We start from the raw sequence: 20,377 nt of genomic DNA, 5'->3' as shown, positions 1-20,377 counted from the left end.
TGTAACAAGGAATTTTTAATGGAACGCAGGTGACACAGATCAGGCAAGATTTTCTCAGATTTAAATTGCGTTCTGTATCATATAATCATTAATCAAGGAGGTCAAAATGGAAGAGTATCTACATAAAGAATTAACTTCAAAAATAATACAGGCATTTTATAAAGTTTATAATACTCTCGGTTATGGATTTCTGGAGAAAGTGTACGAGAATGCAATGAGAATTGAACTAAACAAAATGGGAATTTTTGTTGAGCAGCAAAAGAATATTAAAGTTTATTATGAATCAGAAATGATCGGAGATTATTTTGCCGATCTTTTAATTGAAAAATTGGTTATAGTAGAATTAAAAGCTGCTGAAAATATTTGTGAAGAACACGAAGCGCAATTACTAAATTATTTAAAAGCAACAGATGTTGAAGTTGGATTACTTTTGAATTTCGGAAAAATGCCTGAAGTAAGAAGAAAAATATTTATGAATAAAAACAAAAAATTAAATTCAGATCAGCGATAATCGGGTCAATCAGCAAAATCTGCGTTCTATTAGATAGAGGTGTAACAAGAAATTTTTAATGGAACGCAGGTAACGCAGATCAGGCAAGATTTTCTCAGATAAATTTTAAAAATGATATTTTTATAGCATTAATTCAATTTCAACAAAAGTTGTTTATTAAAAGAGCATAATATTTAATCACAAAAAATATTGATCTGCGTTGATCTGCTCAATCAGCAAAATCTGCGTTCTATTAGATAGAGGTGTAACAAGAAATTTTTAATGGAACGCAGGTGACGCAGATCAGGCAAGATTTTCTCAGATTTTAAATATGAAATTAAATAAATTATTATCTGCGTTGATCTGCTCAATCAGCGGAATCTGCGTTCTATTATTCGGGTATACTTGGGTATAAATGCATTTTGAACTATTAAAAAAATATGATCGTACAATAAAGATTGTCTTCACAATACTGTTACTTTTTATTGTGCTGGATTTGCTTTTTCCATTACCATCGAAAAAGGAATTCTCAAAAGAAATACATTCAAAAGACGGAACACTATTAACTGCTTACCTGACATGTGATGATAAGTGGAGATTGAGAACAGAACTTGATGAAATTTCTCCTGAACTCATCAAAGCAATAGTTGAAAAGGAAGACAGTTGGTTTTACTGGCATCCGGGAATAAATCCAATTGCTGTAGTTCGCGCTTTTTATAAAAATGTAAGTGCAGGAGAGACTCAGCTTGGAGCATCAACAATAACGATGCAGGTCGCACGAATGCTTGAACCAAAAAAGAGAACGTACTTTAATAAACTCGGTGAAATGTTTCGTGCGATTCAACTTGAGATTAAATATTCAAAAAAAGAAATTCTTGAACTCTATCTGAGCCTTCTTCCTTTCGGCGGAAATATTGAAGGAGTAAAGTCAGCATCATACATTTACTTTAACAGACCACCGGATAAATTAAGTCTTGCTCAAGCAATAACACTTGCAATCATTCCAAATGATCCAAATAATCTTCGTTTGGATCGAAGACAATCAATTAATTACATTGATAATGTCATTCCCGGGAACGGAGCGACTCGGGAATCTAACAATCAAAATCTTTTGTCAGATTCCGAACAAGTCGGAATGGTAAAGGATTACCTAATATCAGTTATTCAGAAAAGAAATTACTGGATAAACAAGTTCAGTGAAGAAAAAATATTTTCATCCTCAGACTTAAATGATGCACTCAATGAGCCGATAGAAAACAATCGATATTCAATTCCGGTTCTTGCACCTCACTTTTCATATTATATAAAAGAAAATTTTCACGGTGATATAATTAATACCACACTTGAACTTCCAATTCAACAGATGGTAGAAAATTTATTAAAGAGAAATGTCAACAAAGTTTTTTATAAAGGAATTACAAACGGCGCTGTTCTGATCATTGACAACAGAAATTCATCAGTCGTTGCTTACTGTGGTTCCGCTGATTTTTATGATGAAAGTTCATTCGGACAGGTAAACGGAATTACTGCAATCCGTTCACCCGGTTCAACACTCAAAGCTGCACTTTATGCTTATGCATTTGATGAAGGAAATTTAACTCCGCAAATGAAGTTCGCTGATATTCCAACTGACTTTCACGGATATCAACCTGAAAATTATGATCTGAAATTTTATGGAAACGTTTCAACAGAATTTGCTCTTGTAAATTCACTAAACATTCCGGCGGTAAAATTGCTTGAGCAAATTGGATTAAATAATTTCACTAGTTTTCTCGAAGGATGTGGATTCAATCAAATACAAAAACAAAAAAATCAGCTTGGACTTTCGATGATCCTCGGCGGCTGCGGAACTAATCTTCAGGAACTAACGAGGTTGTTTACTGCATTTGCGAGAAACGGAAAATTATATCCGATAAATTTTATACTTGAGAATGAAGAACAGGAAGGAACTCAAATTTTTTCCGAATCATCATCATACTTGATTGCAGATATTCTTTCGGGAGTAAACCGGAGTGATATTGCAAATCTTTCGAACGATTCAAAGCTGCCAAAGTTTGCTTGGAAGACAGGTACTTCGTACGGCAAAAGAGATGCATGGGCAATTGGATTCAATCCAAACTATACTATCGGAGTCTGGATGGGCAACTTCAATGGAGTTGGTTCAACAAATTTATCTGGGAGTGAAATTGCAGTTCCGTTATTGTTCGATTTGTTCAATTCAATTGACCTGCCTGTCCGGCAGGCAGGCTACAATTCGGACGTAAAATGGTTCGAAGCACCGGAAGAATTAATAACAAGAAAAGTTTGCAGAGAAAGCGGAATGATTCCGACTCAGTATTGTCCAAGTATAATTTCAGATTATGCGATTAAAAATAAATCTCACAATCAAGTCTGTGATATTCACAAACCAGTTTACGTAAATCTCGATGAAACGATTCAGTATTGCACAAGCTGTCTGCCTTCATCAGAATATAAAAAAGAAGTGTTTGCAGTTTATCAACCTGAACTTTCTGTTTGGCTTTATCAAAATAAATTTGATTACAAAAAACCTCCGATTCATAATCCGGATTGCTCTGCAATATACGCTGAAAGCGGTCCGAAAATTTTATCACCATCAGAAGATTATGAATATTTTCTTGAGAAAGATTCGAAGCAGGAAATTCTTTTGCTTGCTGCTTCAGATAGCCGAGTGAAAACTCACTACTGGTATGTGAATGAAAAGTTCTTAAAAAAAACTAAACCTGGTGAACGTGTTTTCTTCATTCCCAATGAAAAGGAATTGAAAATTACCTGTCTCGATGACAGAGGAAGAGATGGAAGTGTTCATGTCAGCATCAAGTATTATTGATTAATAATTCGTAATTTAAAAATGAATTCATTAAAATTTGCGAAACAGAAATGAAAAATTTAATTCAGAAATATTCATTTACTCTATTGGCTTTGAGCTTGTTGATTCAATTTAAACTCCTTGCGCAGGATACATTCTCAATTGTTGCAGTTGATACTGTAACCGGAGAAATCGGAAGTGCTGGTGCTTCGTGTGTTGGTCCAATTGGTGGAATAGGTGCATTTATTCTAAGTGATGTAATTGAAGGCATTGGAGGTATTCATACACAAGCTTCATGGAACGCCACCAATCAGCAAAATGCGCACAATAAAATGTTAGAAGGATTATCACCACAAGAAATAATTGATTGGTTGATAATAAATGACGCCCAGGGAAATCCAACCGTTCGTCAATATGGTATTGTTGACTTAACCAGAAATGGCGAAAGCGCAGCTTACACCGGTGTAAATTGTTTAAACTATAAAAATCATGTTACCGGTCCTGGTTATTCAATACAGGGAAATATTTTACTTGGACAGATTATTATCGACACAATGCAAACAACTTTTCTTAATACATCCGGACCAATAGCTGACAGGCTGATGGCAACACTTCAGGCAGCAAAGATAGTTGGGGCAGATACTCGTTGTGCTGTAAGAGGAACTTCTTCTCAGTCAGGTTTTGTAAAAGTTGTAAGAATTGGTGATGGAAATACTCCGTATCTTCAGATTGTTGTGCCGGATACTCCGATTGGAACTGATCCGATTGATTCACTTCAAACTATGTTTGATAATTGGAAGATAGCAAAGTTCAATACTGTTGATCCGTTTTTATCACAGATTGAAATTAATCCTGATACGATTCCAGCAAATGGAACTTCACAAGCAGTAATAACCATCTTGCCAAAAAATAATTCCGATACGCTTCTTGCAAGTGGAAAACAAATTGTTCTGTCAAATACAGGTATTGGTCAATTAAGCTCAGTTATTGATTTGGGAGATGGAACTTATGAATCAACTATTACTTCTCCTGTTGCGGAAGGAGCAGATACTATTAGTGTAATTGTTATATCAGGTACTGACACTGTTTCAATTTTCTGGAAAGCGATAGTCTTTTATTCAAATCCTGTTTCAATTTCAGATAATTCAGTATCACCAAACGATTTTCATCTTTATCAGAATTCTCCGAATCCTTTTAATCCATCCACAAAAATCAAATATACTATTCCAAATGTCGTTGAGAGTGAAACGAAGCAATCTAACTTTGTAACTTTGAAAGTTTATGATGTACTTGGAAACGAAATTGCTACACTCGTTAACGAAGAAAAACCGGCAGGTACCTTCGAAATTGAATTCGATGCCTCTGGATTATCAAGCGGATTATATTTTTACCGGTTGAGGGTTGGAGATCCCGAAACAAGTTCCCAAAATGGGCAGGCACGACAAGGTTTTGTTGAAACTAAGAAGATGATTTATCTGAGATAATTGGCCCATCTCTTGATCCCTTCCCCAAGGGAAGAGAAATGTCGTGGTTGTTTATTCTAAACAAAAATTTGTAGCTATTATTATTATAAATTATTGGATATAAATTCTTATAAAAGTCCTCTTCCCTTCGGGGAGAGGATTTAGGAGTGAGGCTAAAACTCATCCTCAACCAGCCAGCCCTGAGCTTTATCAGTTGACATTTCAGAAATAAATCTTGATGGCTTCGATAATGTTATTCCATCAATCCTGTTGTACATGTGCATCGGATATGTTACAAAAAGATTTTGCTTTGCTCTTGTTGAAGCAACGTACATTAATCTTCTTTCTTCTTCTAAAGATTCCAAACTTTCAACTGCTCTTACAGAAGGGAAGTAACCTTCAACTGCATGAATCACAAATACTGAATGCCATTCCAAACCTTTTGCTGAGTGAATTGTAGAGAGAGTCAGGTATTCATCTTCTTTATCTGTCTCACCGATGTCAGTTACACTATCTATGATCGGTTCAATTGCCATATCAGCAAGGAAGGAATCAAGCGAACGATAATTCTCAGAAATATTTTGAAGTGTTTCTAAGTCTTTACTTCTTTTATTAAAATCGTCGTATTTCAATTTGAAGATTGGATGATAATATTCGAAAATCATTCCGACTAATTCACTTGGTGGTGCTTGCGAGTTTCTCAGCTTATAAAGAAAAACAAAAAGCTCTTTTATTTTTTCATAAGCGAACTGTTTCTTAGTTCCAGGATTTTCATCGATTGTAAGTTTTGCAGTTGCGAGTTCATCCAGAATTCGTTGAGCGGTTTTTGGTCCAATCCCATCATGCAAAAGCAAAACTCTGTACCAACTCACGATGTCTTTTGGATTTGATGCGATGCGAAGAAATGCGAGTACATCTTTTACGTGAGCAGCTTCAATGAATTTTATCCCGCCAAATTTTTGAAAAGGAATTCCTGCTTTTGCCAATTCTATTTCAAGATCAAATGAAAAGAAAGAAGATCTAAATAGTACTGCGATATCTTTTAAATTTATTCCTTCTTCCATCAGTTCAAGAATTTTTTCAACAATAAATTTTGATTGCATATTTTCATTTGCTGCAGCAACAATGAATGGTAAATCACCACCTTGTCTTCGCGTGTAAAGTGCTTTTGTGTATTTCTCAACTGCACCATCGTAAATGTGGTTTGCAAAATCTAATATGCTTTGAACACTTCTGTAATTCTCTTCAATCTTTATTATCTGAGCTTCAGGAAAAAGTTTTGGAAATTCCATTATATTTTTGAAATTAGCTCCACGGAAAGAATAAATTGATTGTGCATCGTCACCAACAACCATCACGTTTCCGTTATGCTGAACTAATCCTTTTACAATATCTGCCTGAAGTTTGTTTGTATCCTGGTATTCATCAACCATAACAAAACTTATTGTGGATAAAAGATTTTTAGCAGCAGCATTTCCACTTGCAAGAAAATCTCTCAGATAAATTAACAGGTCATCATAATCAAGCAGGTTGTTTCTCTTTTTATATTCAACAAAAACTTTCTGAATTTTTAATATCTCATCAAGTTCGGGTAAGAAATGTGGATACTCTTCCTCGATTATTAATTCAATAGCTCTTTCAGTGTTTGCTGATAAGCTGTAAATTTTATTGAGCGTTTCTTTTTTCGGGAATCTTCTTTCCTTACTGATCAATCCACCCTGAGAACGAATCAAATTAATTATGTCTTCACTATCACCCTGATCAAGAATTGTAAAGTTTGAATCAAGCCCTGCAGCTTTCGAATATTTTCGTAAAGTCAAATTAGCAAAGGAATGAAAAGTTCCCCCGCGAATTTTTGAACATCGATCGTCCAATAAAACCGATGCACGTTTCATCATTTCGTTAGCAGCTTTTCTGGTAAATGTTAAAAGTAAAATCGAATTCGGATCGTAACCGGATTCAATTAATCTTGCAACACGATAAACTAAAGTTCTTGTTTTCCCTGTTCCTGCACCGGCGATTATTAAGTAAGCACCATTTACAGCCGATACAGCTTCGTACTGTGATGGATTTAATTCCTGCTGATAATTTATAGCAAAACTGGCCTGCCTTGCCGGCAGGCAGGATTCGTCAACTTTTTTTTCGAATCCCGCTTTACCAACCCGTGTTAGTATATATTTTTTTTGGTTCATCTTCGAAACGCTTTTGGCTTACCTAATATTTCTGAAAAGATAATGTATTCTTTCAGTGTTGATGGATTTCTGAATTTTGATCTGATAGAGAGTACTAAATCATTTTGGAACTGAACTTTCCTCTCTAAAGATTCTTCAAATAACGCAGCTTGTTTTTCAACTCCCGAATCAACTCTTGCCATTCGTTTTCTAACTTCGTCTTTTTTCCGTGCCCAATCATCTTCAGTTTGTTCTATAACAGTTGGAATTTCCTGACGTTCTACTTTTGTGTGTTCTTCTATTTTTGGAATATTTTCGGATGGAACTTTTGGGATTGGCAATTTTCCAACAGTAGTTTCCTCTCCGACTTTAAAGAAATCTTCAAGTTCTCTCATTATATCATATTCCTCTTTTCGCTGAGATTGAGGGACAGATACTTTTGACTCATCAACTTGATAATAATCCTCTTGATGCGGTTGCTGCACCGGCGGTTTTTTCTGAGGTTGCTGTTTCTTTTTAAAGATGCTGCTCAGAAAGCTGATAATGATTATAACATAGATTAGTATTTCGAATAAGTTGTCCATTTACTAACTACCCTTTTTCGGCTCCTGCGGTTTTGCAATTGAATCGCGCATTTCAGTATCAGCCTGTATATTACGCATCTGGTAGTAATCCATCACACCAAGTCTGCCAGATCGGAATGCTTCTGCCATTGCTTTTGGAACTTCAGCTTCAGCTTCAACTACTCTTGCTCTCTGCTTTGCAACTTCAGCGATATTTTCCTGTTCACTCGCAACTGCTGATGCTCTTCTCTCTTCAGCTTTTGCTCTTGCAACTTTTAAATCAGCTTCTGCTTGATCTGTCTGAAGCATAGCACCAATATTTTGTCCGATATCAACATCGGCTATATCAATCGAAAGAATTTCAAATGCAGTTCCTGAATCCAATCCTTTTGCAAGAACACTTTTAGAAATTCTGTCAGGATGTTCTAATACTTCTTTATGTGAATTACTTGAGCCAATTGTGGATACAATGCCTTCGCCAACTCTTGCAAGTACTGTAGCTTCACCTGCACCGCCCACCAACCTGTCAATATTTGCTCTTACTGTTACTCTTGCAATAGTTTTTAACTGGATACCATCTTTTGCTACTGCAGCAACTGTGGGTGTTTCAATTACTTTTGGAATAACCGACATCCTTACTGCTTCAAGTACATCTCTTCCTGCAAGATCAATTGCTGCAGCTCTCTCAAATGGTAAATGTATGTTCGCTTTATCGGCGGAAATTAATGCAGCAACAACTTTCTTAACATTACCACCTGCAAGGTAGTGCGCTTCGAGTAAACCCTGGTGAACATTAATTCCTGCTTTTGTTGCATTTATCAAACTATCAACTATTATACTTGGTGGAACTCTTCTTAGTCTCATACCGATAAGGTCCTTAAATATCCTGATTTTCACACCGGATGAAATCGCTGCTATATATAACCTGACGGGAACGAAATAAAGAATTAATATAAGAAATAAGAATATTGCTATGATTATTACTAAAGATAGACCTGTTATTGCTTCCATTTACTCTCCAATTTTTTTTATTCTTTTGATTGGGAAATATAGTTCTTTCAAGAATCAAATTCTCCGTTATTGTAAATCAATTCAGCAGGTCTTTCTGACACACTTTTACAATCTGTGAAGTATAATCTGCCTCAATGTCTCAACCGATGTTTTAAACTGGAATCAAATCGCCTTCGGTTTTTAGTTTAATCAAAAGATTTAATAGTTAACCACTGGCACTTATTTTGTCAATAAGGACTATTTACTGAAATAATGCATTGCGGATATTTTTAGACTAAGATATTATTGCCTGTGACTTAATAAACTGGTTGAAATAATAATAAATTTTATGTTTATATTAGTTGGACTTTTAGAGGGAAAAAATAGTACTTATACGATAAAACAGAGAGGAAAAAGATAAATGGACGGAAATTTCTCAGATAGATTACAGGATGTAATCAGATTGAGCCGGGAGGAAGCTCTTCGGCTGGGGCACGATTATATCGGAACAGAACATCTTCTGCTCGGAATCATCAGGGAAGGTCAGGGTGTTGCTGTTAGAATATTACGGAATCTTGACTGTGATTTATTGAAACTGAAAAAAGCAATTGAAGATACGGTAAGAACTTCTGGTGGAACTTTGACGATTGGCAATATTCCACTGACAAAACAAGCAGAAAAAGTTTTAAAGATTACTCAGATCGAATCAAAAATTTATAAAGCAGATGTGATTGGTACCGAACATTTGCTTCTTTCACTTTTAAGAGATGAAGATAATATTGCAACCCAGATATTGCATCAATTCAATGTTACCTATGATTCAGCAAGATCAGAACTAAATGCGTTGCTGAGCAGCAAAGGAAACAAAGATGCTGGTCCTGCCAAAGTTACTTCACCTGATAGGAAAACTGAAAAAACTAAAACTCCGGTGCTCGATAATTTTGGAAGAGACTTAACAAAACTTGCTATTGACGATAAGCTTGATCCTGTTGTTGGTAGAGAAAAAGAAATTGAAAGAGTTGCTCAGATTTTGAGCAGAAGAAAGAAAAATAATCCTGTACTAATTGGTGAACCGGGTGTTGGAAAGACAGCAATTGCAGAAGGACTTGCTCTTCGGATAGTTCAAAAGAAAGTCCCCCGAATTTTACAGGATAAAAGAGTTGTTACTCTTGATCTTGCTGGTCTCGTTGCCGGAACAAAATACCGCGGTCAGTTTGAAGAGAGAATGAAAGCTCTGATGAATGAACTTGAAAAAGCAAAGGATGTTATTTTATTCATCGATGAATTACACACAATAGTTGGTGCTGGCGGAGCTTCCGGTTCCCTTGACGCTTCCAATATGTTTAAGCCCGCGTTATCGCGCGGTGATATTCAATGTATTGGCGCTACAACTCTCGATGAGTACAGAAAACACATTGAAACAGATGGTGCACTTGACAGACGTTTCCAGAAAGTCATGGTTGATCCGCCATCTTATGATGAAACAAGACAAATTCTTGAAAAGATTAAATTCAAATACGAAGAGCATCATCACGTAAAATATTCTGATGCTGCAATTGATTCTGCGGTAAAACTCAGTAACAGATATATTACTGATCGCCATTTGCCGGATAAAGCTATTGATGTTCTTGATGAAGCAGGCTCAAGAGTTCATATGGGTAACTTTGAAGTTCCGGAAGAAATTCTTGATCTTGAAGAAGAAATAGAACAGGTTAGAAGAGAGAAAGCTGCCGTAGTTAAGAGACAGGATTATGAAGAAGCAGCACGACTCAGAGACAAGGAAAGAAATCTCCAGGCTGATCTTGAATCAACAAAAAGAGAATGGGATGCAAAGACAAGAGATATAGTTCACGATGTAAACGAAGATGATATTGCTACGGTAGTTGCAATGATGACTGGAATCCCGGTTAACAGAATTGCACAAACTGAATCCGAAAAACTTCTTAAAATGGATGAAGCTTTGAAGCAATTCATCGTTGGTCAGGATGAAGCTATTAAAAAACTTACAAAGGCAATCAGAAGAACCAGAGCAGGATTAAAAAATCCTAACAGACCAATAGGAAGTTTTATTTTCTTAGGACCAACAGGTGTTGGTAAAACTGAATTATGCAAAGCACTTGCAAGATATCTTTTCGATTCTGAAGATTCACTTGTTAGAATTGATATGAGCGAGTATATGGAAAAGTTTTCCTTATCACGGCTCGTTGGCGCTCCTCCGGGATATGTTGGCTATGAAGAAGGCGGTCAACTGACAGAAAAAGTTAGAAGAAAACCTTACTCGGTTGTTCTGTTTGATGAAATTGAAAAAGCTCATCCGGATATTTTCAGTATTCTGCTTCAAGTACTTGATGACGGAATTTTAACTGACAGTCTTGGAAGAAAAGTAGATTTCAGGAATACTATTATTATTATGACTTCAAACGTTGGAACGAGAGATATAAAAACAATAAGTTCGTTTGGATTTAGCGATTCGAAACCAAAAGATCAGTATGATAAGATGAAGGATACTGTTGAAGATGCCATGAAGAAATTATTCAATCCTGAATTTCTTAACAGGATTGATGATACAATTGTCTTCCGTAATCTTGACAAGGAAGATATAATGCAGATCATCGACATTGAAATAAAAGGATTATACAAGAATCTTGAAGAGAATAAGATGGATTTAATTCTTGATCAGACTGCAAAAGAATTCCTTGTCAACAAAGGTTTTGACGAAAAGTTTGGTGCAAGACCTTTAAGAAGAGCAATCCAGAAATATGTTGAAGATCCATTGGCAGAAGAAATTCTTCGTGGTTCATTCAAAGAAGGAACCAAGATAGTTGCAAAGCACGTTGAAGGTGCAGATGACCTCGTATTTTACGATGAGTCATTAGAAGTTGCAAAACCAGGCGAAGAAACAAAAGCCCCCGGACGAGTAGAAAACTAAATATTAAATAAAATTATTTTTGAAAAGCGTATTTTATCAATACGCTTTTTATATTTTAAAACTAATCTAATTTGGAGGATTTGTGGCTTTATTAAATCAAGACGAAATAACAAAAAAACTTTCCTCAATATCCGGCTGGAAACTGGAAGAAAACCAGATCGTAAAACTTTTCCAGTTTAAAGATTTTGCTGAGGCACTTTCATTTGTAAACAAAGTTGGTGCAGAAGCAGAAAAAATGGATCATCATCCGGATATTTTTATTCATTCCTGGAATAAAGTTAAAATCACAATCTCAACTCACAGTGAAGGTGGAATTACAAAAAAAGATTTTCAGCTTGCAGAAAAAATTGAAGGACTCGGATAGTTATGACTGAAACAGAAATTCTAAATATCTTCAAAAAATCAGGCGCACTTTTAACCGGACATTTTCTTTTAACTTCAGGAAGACACAGCGACAGATATTTCCAGTGTGCAAAAGTTTTACAATATCCTGAATACAATGAAGTGCTTTGTAAAATGATTGCAGATAATTTCAGAAAGTATGAAATAGATACTGTGATTGCACCTGCAATTGGCGGACTTGTCGTTGGGCAGGAAGTTGCACGTCAGTTAAACAAAAGGTTCATCTTTGCAGAAAGAGAAGATAAAAAACTTTCTCTCCGAAGAGGTTTTGCTCTCGATGATAATGAAAAAGTATTGGTTTGTGAAGATGTTGTAACGACTGGTGGTTCAGTGTTTGAAGTAATTGACATTGTAAAAAACAACAATGCAAATGTTGTTGGTGTCGGGTTCATTGTGGACAGAAGTAATGGCAGCGTGAATTTTAATTATCCTCAGTTCTCAACTTTAAAAATGGAAGTTGTTTCTTATCTGCCTGATGAATGTCCTTTATGCAGAGAAGATATTGAACTTGTAAAACCAGGCTCGAGAATAATAAAGTAAAAACCTGAACTTGTTTCTCCGAAGGAGTCCTTTGGACAGGTTCCCAAAATAGTTTGAGCATAGCTTGAAATTCCGAAAGAAATTCAGATCCTGAACTAAATTCAGGATCCAATATTTACTTTACCACTATCACTCAAAACTCCTATCTTTGTAATAATATTTTCTAATGATTAATAAGGTCTTATAATGAAATTAATTTTATCCCTGATGATATTTGCTTCTATTACTTACTCTCAAATAAATTTTGAAGATTACTTCGAGGACAAAACACTGCGTCTCGATTATTTTCATACAGGAAATAAGGACAATGATTCTTATTCATTCGATGAATTGATCGAAGAACCATTTTGGGGAGGATCAAAAGTAAATCTTGTTGATAAATTCAATTACGGCAAATACAGGTTTGAAGTTTACGATGAAAACTCTAACACTTTAATTTACTCAAGAGGATACGCAACACTTTTCAGTGAATGGCAGACAACAGAAGAAGCAAAACAGACTTTCAAAACTTTCAGCGAGACGGTCATATTTCCATTTCCAATGAAACCTGTTATTGTAAAATTTTACGGTCATAACAGGAAAAATGAACTGCTGAAAAAATTTGAGTTCAGAATTGATCCGGAAAACTATTTTATCAAACCGGAAAGAACTGCTGAGTATGAAAATTTTGAAGTTATTCATTCAGGCGATCCGGCAGTTAAAGTTGATATTGTCATAATTCCCGAAGGTTATACAAAAGATGAAATGGATAAATTCAAAAACGATTGCGAAAAATTTGCTGGTTATCTGTTCAACTCCTCTCCGTTCAAAGAAAATAAAAATAAGTTCAACATCTGGGGAATAGCAGCCCCTTCTGTCGAATCCGGAGTTGATATTCCTAAAGAAAATATCTGGAAGAAAACTTTAGTCAATTCAAATTTTTACACGTTTGATACTGAAAGATATTTGATGACCTCAGATAATAAGACACTGCGCAACGTTGCTTCAAATGCACCTTACGATCAGATTTATATTTTAGCTAATACTGATAAATATGGAGGTGGAGCAATTTACAATCATTATTCTTTATCGGTAACGAACGACAAGAATTTTGAATTTATTGTAACGCATGAATTCGGTCATGGATTTGCTTCTCTGGCAGATGAATATTGGACATCGGACGTTGCATATCAGGATTTTTATCCGCAAGATGTTGAACCGCTTGATCCTAATCTTACTACACTTGTTGATTTTAATTCAAAGTGGAAAGATCTTGTAAAAGAGGGAACACCGATACCAACTCCGGCTACGGATGAATTTAAAAATAAAGTTGGTGCATTCGAAGGCGGTGGATATATGGAAAAAGGAATTTACAGACCAATGGAAGATTGTACGATGAGATCTATCAAAGTAGATGGTTTATGTCCTGTTTGTAAACGTGCAATTCAGCAAATGATAGATTTTTATTCGGAATAAAATATGGCAATAGATCAGAAAAAATTACATCGGCTTGTTGAATCAATTGCTTCCGGGAAATTTAAAACGGAAGAAGAAATGCTCATCGCCACAATGAACGAAATTATCGGTAATGAAGAAATAGAAATTACCGGTGGAAGAATCTGGAAACTAAATGACCAATCTGAAACCTATAAAATATTATTTCAGACCGGCAATATTGAAAAAATTGATTCCGATTTTCAGATCGATATCAATCGTTACCCCATACTTGAATCAATATCAAAGCACAGAACAATTTTAAGCCAGGAAACAATCAGCACATTAAGAAAAAAAGGCATATTTAAATATTCTGCTTCTGGTGTTGGCAGAAGAAAAAAAATTAAAGAAAAATTTTATTATGAGTATTTGCTTGCTCTTAATAGTGATAAAATAGACGAAGAGTTCAGAATTAATCTTAACATTATTGCAACAGCTTTAACTGCACAAATAAAACAAAGAAGAACATCGGCAAGTGTTGATCACCTTAAAGCAGATATTGACAGAGCCAGACAACTTCAAAAAAGTATTCTTCCTGAGCACGAATACAAGTTCAATGTTTATGATCTCTACGGAATAACAAATCCTGCTGAGATTGTCGGTGGAGATTTCTTCGATTATCTTCTGCATGGATCCGATGGTGAAAGACTTGGAGTAGCAGTCGGAGATGCTGCAAGTAAAGGTGTCGGTGCTGCTGCTGAAGCTATGTATATTTCAGGTGCACTGAGAATGGCGAGTGGTTTTGAATTAAAGATTGCAGCATTGATGCGGAGAATGAATCAGCTTGTTAATCTGATTTTTGAAGATGATAAATTTACTTCTCTTTTTTATGGTGAATTAACAACACATCGTGGTGGATTATTTCTTTATGCAAATGCTGGTCATAACCCGCCCATCTTTATTAAAGCAAAAACAAAAGTTGCTGAATATCTGAAAACAACTGGTCCGGTTCTGGGTCCCGCACCCGATGCAAAATATTTTGTCGATAGTATAAATTTTTCAAAGGATGATGTTCTTCTTCTTTATTCAGACGGAATTACAGAATCAGCTGATAATAATTATGATGCATACGGAGATGATCGCCTGTTGAATAAAGTAAAAGAGCTGAGCGAATCTTCACCAAAAGAAATTGCTCTGGGAATCCTGGAAGATGTAATTAAATATTCAAAGAATGGAAAATACTCTGACGATATGACATTGGTAGTTATCAAAAAAATGAAATGAAATTTGAATTAAAAAATTCGGGGCGATCGTGATTCAATCTATTAATCCTGCAAACCTGCAATTGATTAAAACTTATCATTCAATGCTTCCGTCAGAAGTAAATAATATTATAGATTTAACTGCTGATGCATTTGAGAAGTGGAAAGAAACTTCTTTCGGTCACAGATCGAATCTTATGATGAAGGCTGCTCAGGTTCTTAAAGCAAAAAGAGAAGAATATTCAGAATTAATGACTCTTGAAATGGGCAAACCAATTTCTCAATCAAAAGCTGAAGTTGAAAAGTGTGCTTGGGTCTGTGAATATTATGCGGATAATGCTGAAAAGTTTTTAAAGGATGAATTGATTCAAACCGATGCATCAAAAAGTTTTGTAACATATCAGCCTCTCGGAACAGTGCTTGCAGTTATGCCATGGAATTTTCCTTTCTGGCAAGTGTTCAGATTTGCTGCACCGGGTTTAATGGCTGGTAATGCAGGAATTTTAAAACATGCTTCAAATGTTTCCGGATGTGCCCTTGCAATCGAAGAAGTGTTTCGTGAAGCTGGCTTTCCTGAAAATCTTTTCAGAACAATTTTAGTCCCTTCATCTCAAATGGAAGCTGTAATAAAAAATAAAAAGATCAAAGCAGTTACTTTAACCGGAAGTGTTACTGCCGGTAAAGCTGTTGGTAAAACCGCAGGATCAGTTTTGAAGAAAACAGTTATGGAGTTGGGAGGAAGTGATCCGTATATTATCCTCGAAGATGCAGATTTGGAAATGGCTTCAGAAACTTGTGTCAATGCAAGATTAATTAATGCTGGACAGAGTTGCATTGCGGCAAAGCGGTTTATCGTTGTCGAAAAAGTCTATGATGAATTCGAAAAACTTTTTGTCGCAAAAATGAAAATAAAAAAAATGGGTAATCCGTTTGATGAATCCAATCACATCGGACCACAGGCAAGTGTTTCGCTGAGAGATGAATTGCATCAGCAAGTTGTAAAAAGTATTGAACTTGGTGCAAAGTTAATACTTGGCGGAGAAATTCCTGAAACTGTTGGTGCATGGTATCCTCCAACTGTTCTTTCAAATGTAAAAAAAGGAATGCCTGCTTACGATGAGGAATTATTCGGACCTGTTGCAGCAATAATAAAAGTGAAGGATGAAAATCAGGCTATTGAATTTGCCAACGATTCTATATTCGGACTTGGTGCTGCTGTTTTTACAAGGGATAATGAGAGAGGAGAAAAAATTGCAGCAGAAAAATTACAAGCTGGCTGCTGTTTTGTAAATGCTTTTGTAAAATCAGATCCGAGATTACCGTTTGGTGGAATTAAAGAATCCGGATATGGCAGAGAGCTTTCATCATTTGGTATTAGAGAATTCGTCAATATCAAAACAGTTTACATTAAGTAATCAATGCTACTTTGGTTCCGATATCTCACTTATTAGTTTTAAAAGTTTTGTTCTTGTAAATGGTTTTGAAAGATAATGTGTGCATCCTGCCAGGATAAATTCTTCTCTGTCTCCTCTCATCGCAAAGCCTGTAATTGCAACAATCGGAATTTCTTTATAGCTCTCAATCTTTCTTATTTCTCTTGTTGTTTCAACACCGCTCATTCCTTTACCAAGATTTATGTCCATCAGAATAATATCGTACTTCTTTTCATTTACTTGTCTGAAGGCTTTTTCACCGCTGTCTGCAAAATCAGTTTCACAAATATTTTTCAGGAACAATTTTATTATATCTCTGCTTGAATCATCGTTATCAACGACAAGAAGCTTTGGTCTGAACTCAGCTTTATATTCTTTAACGGAGAGTAGTTCTGAATTTGAATCTATTACTTTCTTAACTTCAATTTGTTTATAATCTTTTAGTAAAGGGAAGATAATGGTAAATGTTGATCCGGAACCGATAGTACTATTTACACTGATTTGCCCACCCATCGATTCAACAAAGTTTTTTGTAATAGTTAAACCAAGTCCGGTTCCTTCAAAGTGTCGGTTAAATCCTTCGCTTACTTGTCTGAATTCCTGAAAAATCAATCCCAGACTTTCCGTTGGTATTCCTATTCCGGTATCCTTCACACTTACTCTTACAAACTCACCTGAATCATTAATAATTGAATCAACTGAAACCAATACACCGCCAGTGTAAGTATATTTAAGCGCATTGTTGACGAGGTTGTTAATTATTTGTCTGAATATTTGCTCATCTACATTCGAGTATAAATTATGGTTGATAATAGAAGTTTCAAGAAATAAATTTTTCTTTTCCGCAACTGCTTCAAATAATTGAACCTGTGATTCGACTAATTCAGAAATTCGGTTTGGCTGAAGATTAATGTCAACCTTTTTCGCTTCAATCCTTGAAAGATCAAGTAAAAGATTTAGAGTATCCATCAACCTGCCGGCACTCGTTAAAATACGATCAGCCATTTCTTTTGTTGTATCTTCTCTTAATCTCTCTTGCAGCAATTCTGCAAACCCTAAAATTCCTACAAGCGGAGTTCTTAATTCGTGACTCATATTTGCGAGGAAGTTAGATTTTACTCTGTTCAGTTCTTCTGCTTTCTCTTTAGCTTCAAGTAAATGTTTCTCGACATTTTTTCTGCTTGTTATATCTCTTAAAGTAACAAGGATATATTTTTTATTTGAGAACATTATATTAATTCCGAGACTTTCTACCCACAATTCTTCATTTTGAGTTGTTTTGATAATATATTCATCTTTGAACGGGGCAGGGTTCCTCTCTAAATATTTTAGTGCCGAATAAACCTGTGGTGCAAAATCATCATGTAAAAATTCGAATACATTTTTGCCGATACCTTGAGATGCATCTTCGAGATGAACCAATTTTGCAGCACTGTTATTAGCAAAAATAATTTCACCATCCCAGTCAATAATTAAAGCAGCTTCAATCATATTATCAATTAAGGAACGAAAACGCTCTTCACTTTCTTTTAGTGCTTCCTCTGATTTTTTTCTTTCGGTTATGTCTTCGTATGTACCAAGAATTCCAACTACCTTTCCAAGCTCATCGTGCAACGGTATTTTATTTGTTTCGACCCAGGCTAACATACCATCGTAATGAGTTTGTGGTTCGATAATTTTAAATATTGGTTGATTATTCTTCATTACTTTACTATCAATCAAACGATAATGATCTGCCTCAACGCTTTTCCAGGGCATGTTGTAGTCATTCAACCCAATTAAATCTGAAGGATTAGAAAAACCTGCATCGTTTGCAAAATTTTTATTGCAACCCAGATAGTTAGAATTAATATCTTTCCAGAATATACGTTGTGGTATATTATCAAGTATCAATTGAAGCATCTGTCTTGAATCACGCAGCTCATTTTCGGATTTCTTTCTGTCTGTTATATCCATGGCAACAATTGTAAAGGCTATTGGACTGCCTTTCTCATCTCTGATAACTGATGTTGATATGGATGATAAAAATTCAGAACCGTCTTTTCTTTTACTCAATAACTCACCGCCCCAACCGCCTCGTAAAGTCGAAGAGAGTATATGATTCAGAAAACCATCGGCGGATTGATTAGAAAGAAGTAACGAGATGTGACTACCAAGTATTTCATCGTACGTATAGCCATACGAATTACAAAATGAGTTATTCACGAAAATTATTTTACCTTCAGTATCGGTAATGCAAATTGACTCTGAAATACTTTTCACAGCGTGTGCAAGCATAGAAATTTGTTCTTCGGATTTTTTTCTTCCGGAAATATCTCTTACAATAGCTTGAATGAGAACATTTTCGCCAAGATTAATTCTATTTAAACTGATTTCAGCATCAAACAATTCGCCATTAAGTTTTTTATGTTGCCACTCAAACCGCTGTGGATTTCCTTTTATTGCCTCCGATAGTTTTTCAAGAGCCTTAATAGCGGAGGGTCTGCCATCTGGTTGATAATCCGGAGAAAAATCATACGGTGGTTTACCAATTATATCTTCTTTACTGCATTCAAACAGATCAAGAGTTTTTTGGTTACAATCGATAAATATTTCTTCGTCCATCAGAAAAATTGAATCATTAGCAAGCTCAAATAATGATTTGAATTTTAATTCACTCTTCTCCAGACTATCGTATGCTTTTTGTTTTTCAGTAACATCACTGAAAAAGGTTGCAATTTTTCCCGGTTCAATTTGAAAAGCTGAAAATTCAAAAGTTCCTTTGACGTTCTGGTCAACGTATTCAATAATTTCATTCTCTACCTTGATCCCTTCACGTGCAATTTTCCTGTAAGTAGCCGGCACATTGGTGCCTGCAAGGTTTGGGAATGCTTCAAGAATTTCTTTATTCACAAGATGAGCGTGATTTATACCAAGTATTTTATCAGCAGCACGGTTGTAATCTGTGAACAGCAATCTGTCATCTTCTTGTAAATTATAGACGTGTACACCATAAGGAGATGCATTTACAATCTGTTTTATCTTTGCAGCAGAGTCATTAATTAATTTTTCTGTTTCAATTATTTTTGTGATGTTTTCGCAAAGAATGAGAATATCCTGTCCATCACCATTCGAATTTATCAGACTTGCATTTTCTCTAACCCAGATAGTCTCTCCACTCTTTTTAATTTTTCTAATTTCCCATTTGAAATTTTTATCCGGATTATTAAGACATTCTTCTATTTGTTTTTTTACCGTCAGCCAATCCTCTTTATGAAATACAAACGTAACATGCTGATTAACCAATTCATTTATTTCATAACCAAGTTCTTTTGCGCCGCGTGAATTCACTTCCTTGATAAATCCATCTTTATCCAGGATGAAAATCATAAGTGGACTATTATCGAAGATAGATTTTAATTTAGTTTGAGTAACTTCAGATTCCGCTGATTTCGGGTGAGATGATTTAGTTTTTGAATTTTTTGTAAACGTACATTCAGCTACAAACTTTCCATTTAATTTCACTTTTATACATTCAATCCGGAAATCAACCTTTTTACCTTGCTTATTCCTTGTAAGTACAGAGTTTATAACCTGACATTTTTTTGATGTAAGTTTTTTCAAATCAGCGGATTTATTTAAAAGTAACAGATCAGTTAAATAATTTTCAGTCGTCCCTGATTTTAATAATTTAAAAATCTTTCGTGCAGCTTTATTAGCTGAAATAACCTTATAATTTTTACAATCAATTAATAGTTTTATCTGAGGTGAATTGTCAAAAATAGTATTATAGACCAAACGCATTTTTTATCTTTAAGAAACAAAGTATTGATGATTAAACCGGACATTTTCTGATATAATTTTTTCTTTCTCTGTCACCAATTTTAATGTGCTGAGAGAAGTATCATAAAATCA

At 35.2% G+C, this 20,377-nt stretch carries 13 protein-coding genes; 9 read left to right on the top strand and 4 right to left on the bottom strand.

Features of this window, described 5'->3' with window-relative positions; all coding sequences use genetic code 11:
• Positions 1 to 106 precede the first annotated feature (106 nt).
• The 3 genes from HND39_02060 to HND39_02050 all read left to right on the top strand — a co-directional run bounded on the left by HND39_02060 (position 107) and on the right by HND39_02050 (position 4,801).
• A complete protein-coding gene (locus tag HND39_02060) occupies positions 107 to 511 on the top strand; it encodes a GxxExxY protein (protein ID QKJ95145.1) in 405 nt (134 codons plus the stop codon).
• Between the two features lie 394 nt (positions 512 to 905).
• Positions 906 to 3,338, top strand: coding sequence for a penicillin-binding protein 1C (locus tag HND39_02055; GenBank protein QKJ95144.1), 2,433 nt, complete (start codon positions 906 to 908; stop codon positions 3,336 to 3,338).
• Between the two features lie 50 nt (positions 3,339 to 3,388).
• Positions 3,389 to 4,801 (top strand): DUF1028 domain-containing protein, encoded by a 1,413-nt coding sequence (locus HND39_02050; GenBank protein QKJ95143.1) that lies wholly within the window; start codon positions 3,389 to 3,391, stop codon positions 4,799 to 4,801.
• Positions 4,802 to 4,953: 152 nt separating this feature from the next.
• Here the strand turns inward: HND39_02050 and HND39_02045 are convergent, their stop codons facing one another.
• The 3 genes from HND39_02045 to floA are packed head-to-tail and all read right to left on the bottom strand — an operon-like array spanning position 4,954 to position 8,525.
• Positions 4,954 to 6,972, bottom strand: coding sequence for an ATP-dependent helicase (locus HND39_02045; protein ID QKJ95142.1), 2,019 nt, complete (start codon positions 6,970 to 6,972; stop codon positions 4,954 to 4,956).
• On the bottom strand, positions 6,969 to 7,535 hold the full coding sequence (locus HND39_02040; GenBank protein ID QKJ95141.1) for a hypothetical protein: 567 nt from the start codon (positions 7,533 to 7,535) through the stop codon (positions 6,969 to 6,971). Before HND39_02040 ends, HND39_02045 begins: the two co-directional genes overlap by 4 nt.
• A 3-nt stretch (positions 7,536 to 7,538) precedes the next feature.
• Positions 7,539 to 8,525 carry a flotillin-like protein FloA gene (floA, locus tag HND39_02035; GenBank protein ID QKJ95140.1) on the bottom strand — a complete coding sequence of 329 codons (987 nt, stop codon included), beginning with the start codon at positions 8,523 to 8,525 and terminating at the stop codon, positions 7,539 to 7,541.
• A 400-nt stretch (positions 8,526 to 8,925) separates the two neighbouring features.
• On the opposite strand from floA, the gene HND39_02030 reads away from it, so the two are divergent.
• The 6 genes from HND39_02030 (at position 8,926) to HND39_02005 (ending at position 16,465) form a co-directional block, all read left to right on the top strand.
• Positions 8,926 to 11,433 (top strand): ATP-dependent Clp protease ATP-binding subunit, encoded by a 2,508-nt coding sequence (locus HND39_02030; GenBank protein ID QKJ95139.1) that lies wholly within the window; start codon positions 8,926 to 8,928, stop codon positions 11,431 to 11,433.
• Positions 11,434 to 11,515: 82 nt separating this feature from the next.
• Complete coding sequence (locus tag HND39_02025; GenBank protein QKJ95138.1) at positions 11,516 to 11,797, top strand: 4a-hydroxytetrahydrobiopterin dehydratase; 282 nt, start codon at positions 11,516 to 11,518, stop codon at positions 11,795 to 11,797.
• 2 nt (positions 11,798 to 11,799) lie between these two features.
• Positions 11,800 to 12,375 (top strand): orotate phosphoribosyltransferase, encoded by a 576-nt coding sequence (locus HND39_02020; protein QKJ95137.1) that lies wholly within the window; start codon positions 11,800 to 11,802, stop codon positions 12,373 to 12,375.
• 186 nt (positions 12,376 to 12,561) lie between these two features.
• Complete coding sequence (locus HND39_02015; GenBank protein QKJ95136.1) at positions 12,562 to 13,830, top strand: peptidase M64; 1,269 nt, start codon at positions 12,562 to 12,564, stop codon at positions 13,828 to 13,830.
• A 9-nt stretch (positions 13,831 to 13,839) separates the two neighbouring features.
• On the top strand, positions 13,840 to 15,072 hold the full coding sequence (locus HND39_02010; GenBank protein ID QKJ97849.1) for a serine/threonine-protein phosphatase: 1,233 nt from the start codon (positions 13,840 to 13,842) through the stop codon (positions 15,070 to 15,072).
• 25 nt (positions 15,073 to 15,097) lie between these two features.
• Positions 15,098 to 16,465, top strand: coding sequence for an NAD-dependent succinate-semialdehyde dehydrogenase (locus tag HND39_02005; GenBank protein QKJ97848.1), 1,368 nt, complete (start codon positions 15,098 to 15,100; stop codon positions 16,463 to 16,465).
• A gap of 6 nt (positions 16,466 to 16,471) precedes the next feature.
• Here HND39_02005 and HND39_02000 read toward each other — a convergent pair whose 3' ends face one another.
• Positions 16,472 to 20,266: a PAS domain S-box protein gene (locus tag HND39_02000; GenBank protein ID QKJ95135.1), complete on the bottom strand. Its 3,795-nt coding sequence runs from the start codon at positions 20,264 to 20,266 to the stop codon at positions 16,472 to 16,474.
• Positions 20,267 to 20,377 lie beyond the last annotated feature (111 nt).

It is taken from the genome of Ignavibacteriota bacterium, assembly GCA_013285405.1.
In the GTDB taxonomy this organism is placed as follows: Bacteria; Bacteroidota; Ignavibacteria; order Ignavibacteriales; family Ignavibacteriaceae; genus IGN2.
This window is presented reverse-complemented; position numbering and strand designations above follow the sequence as displayed.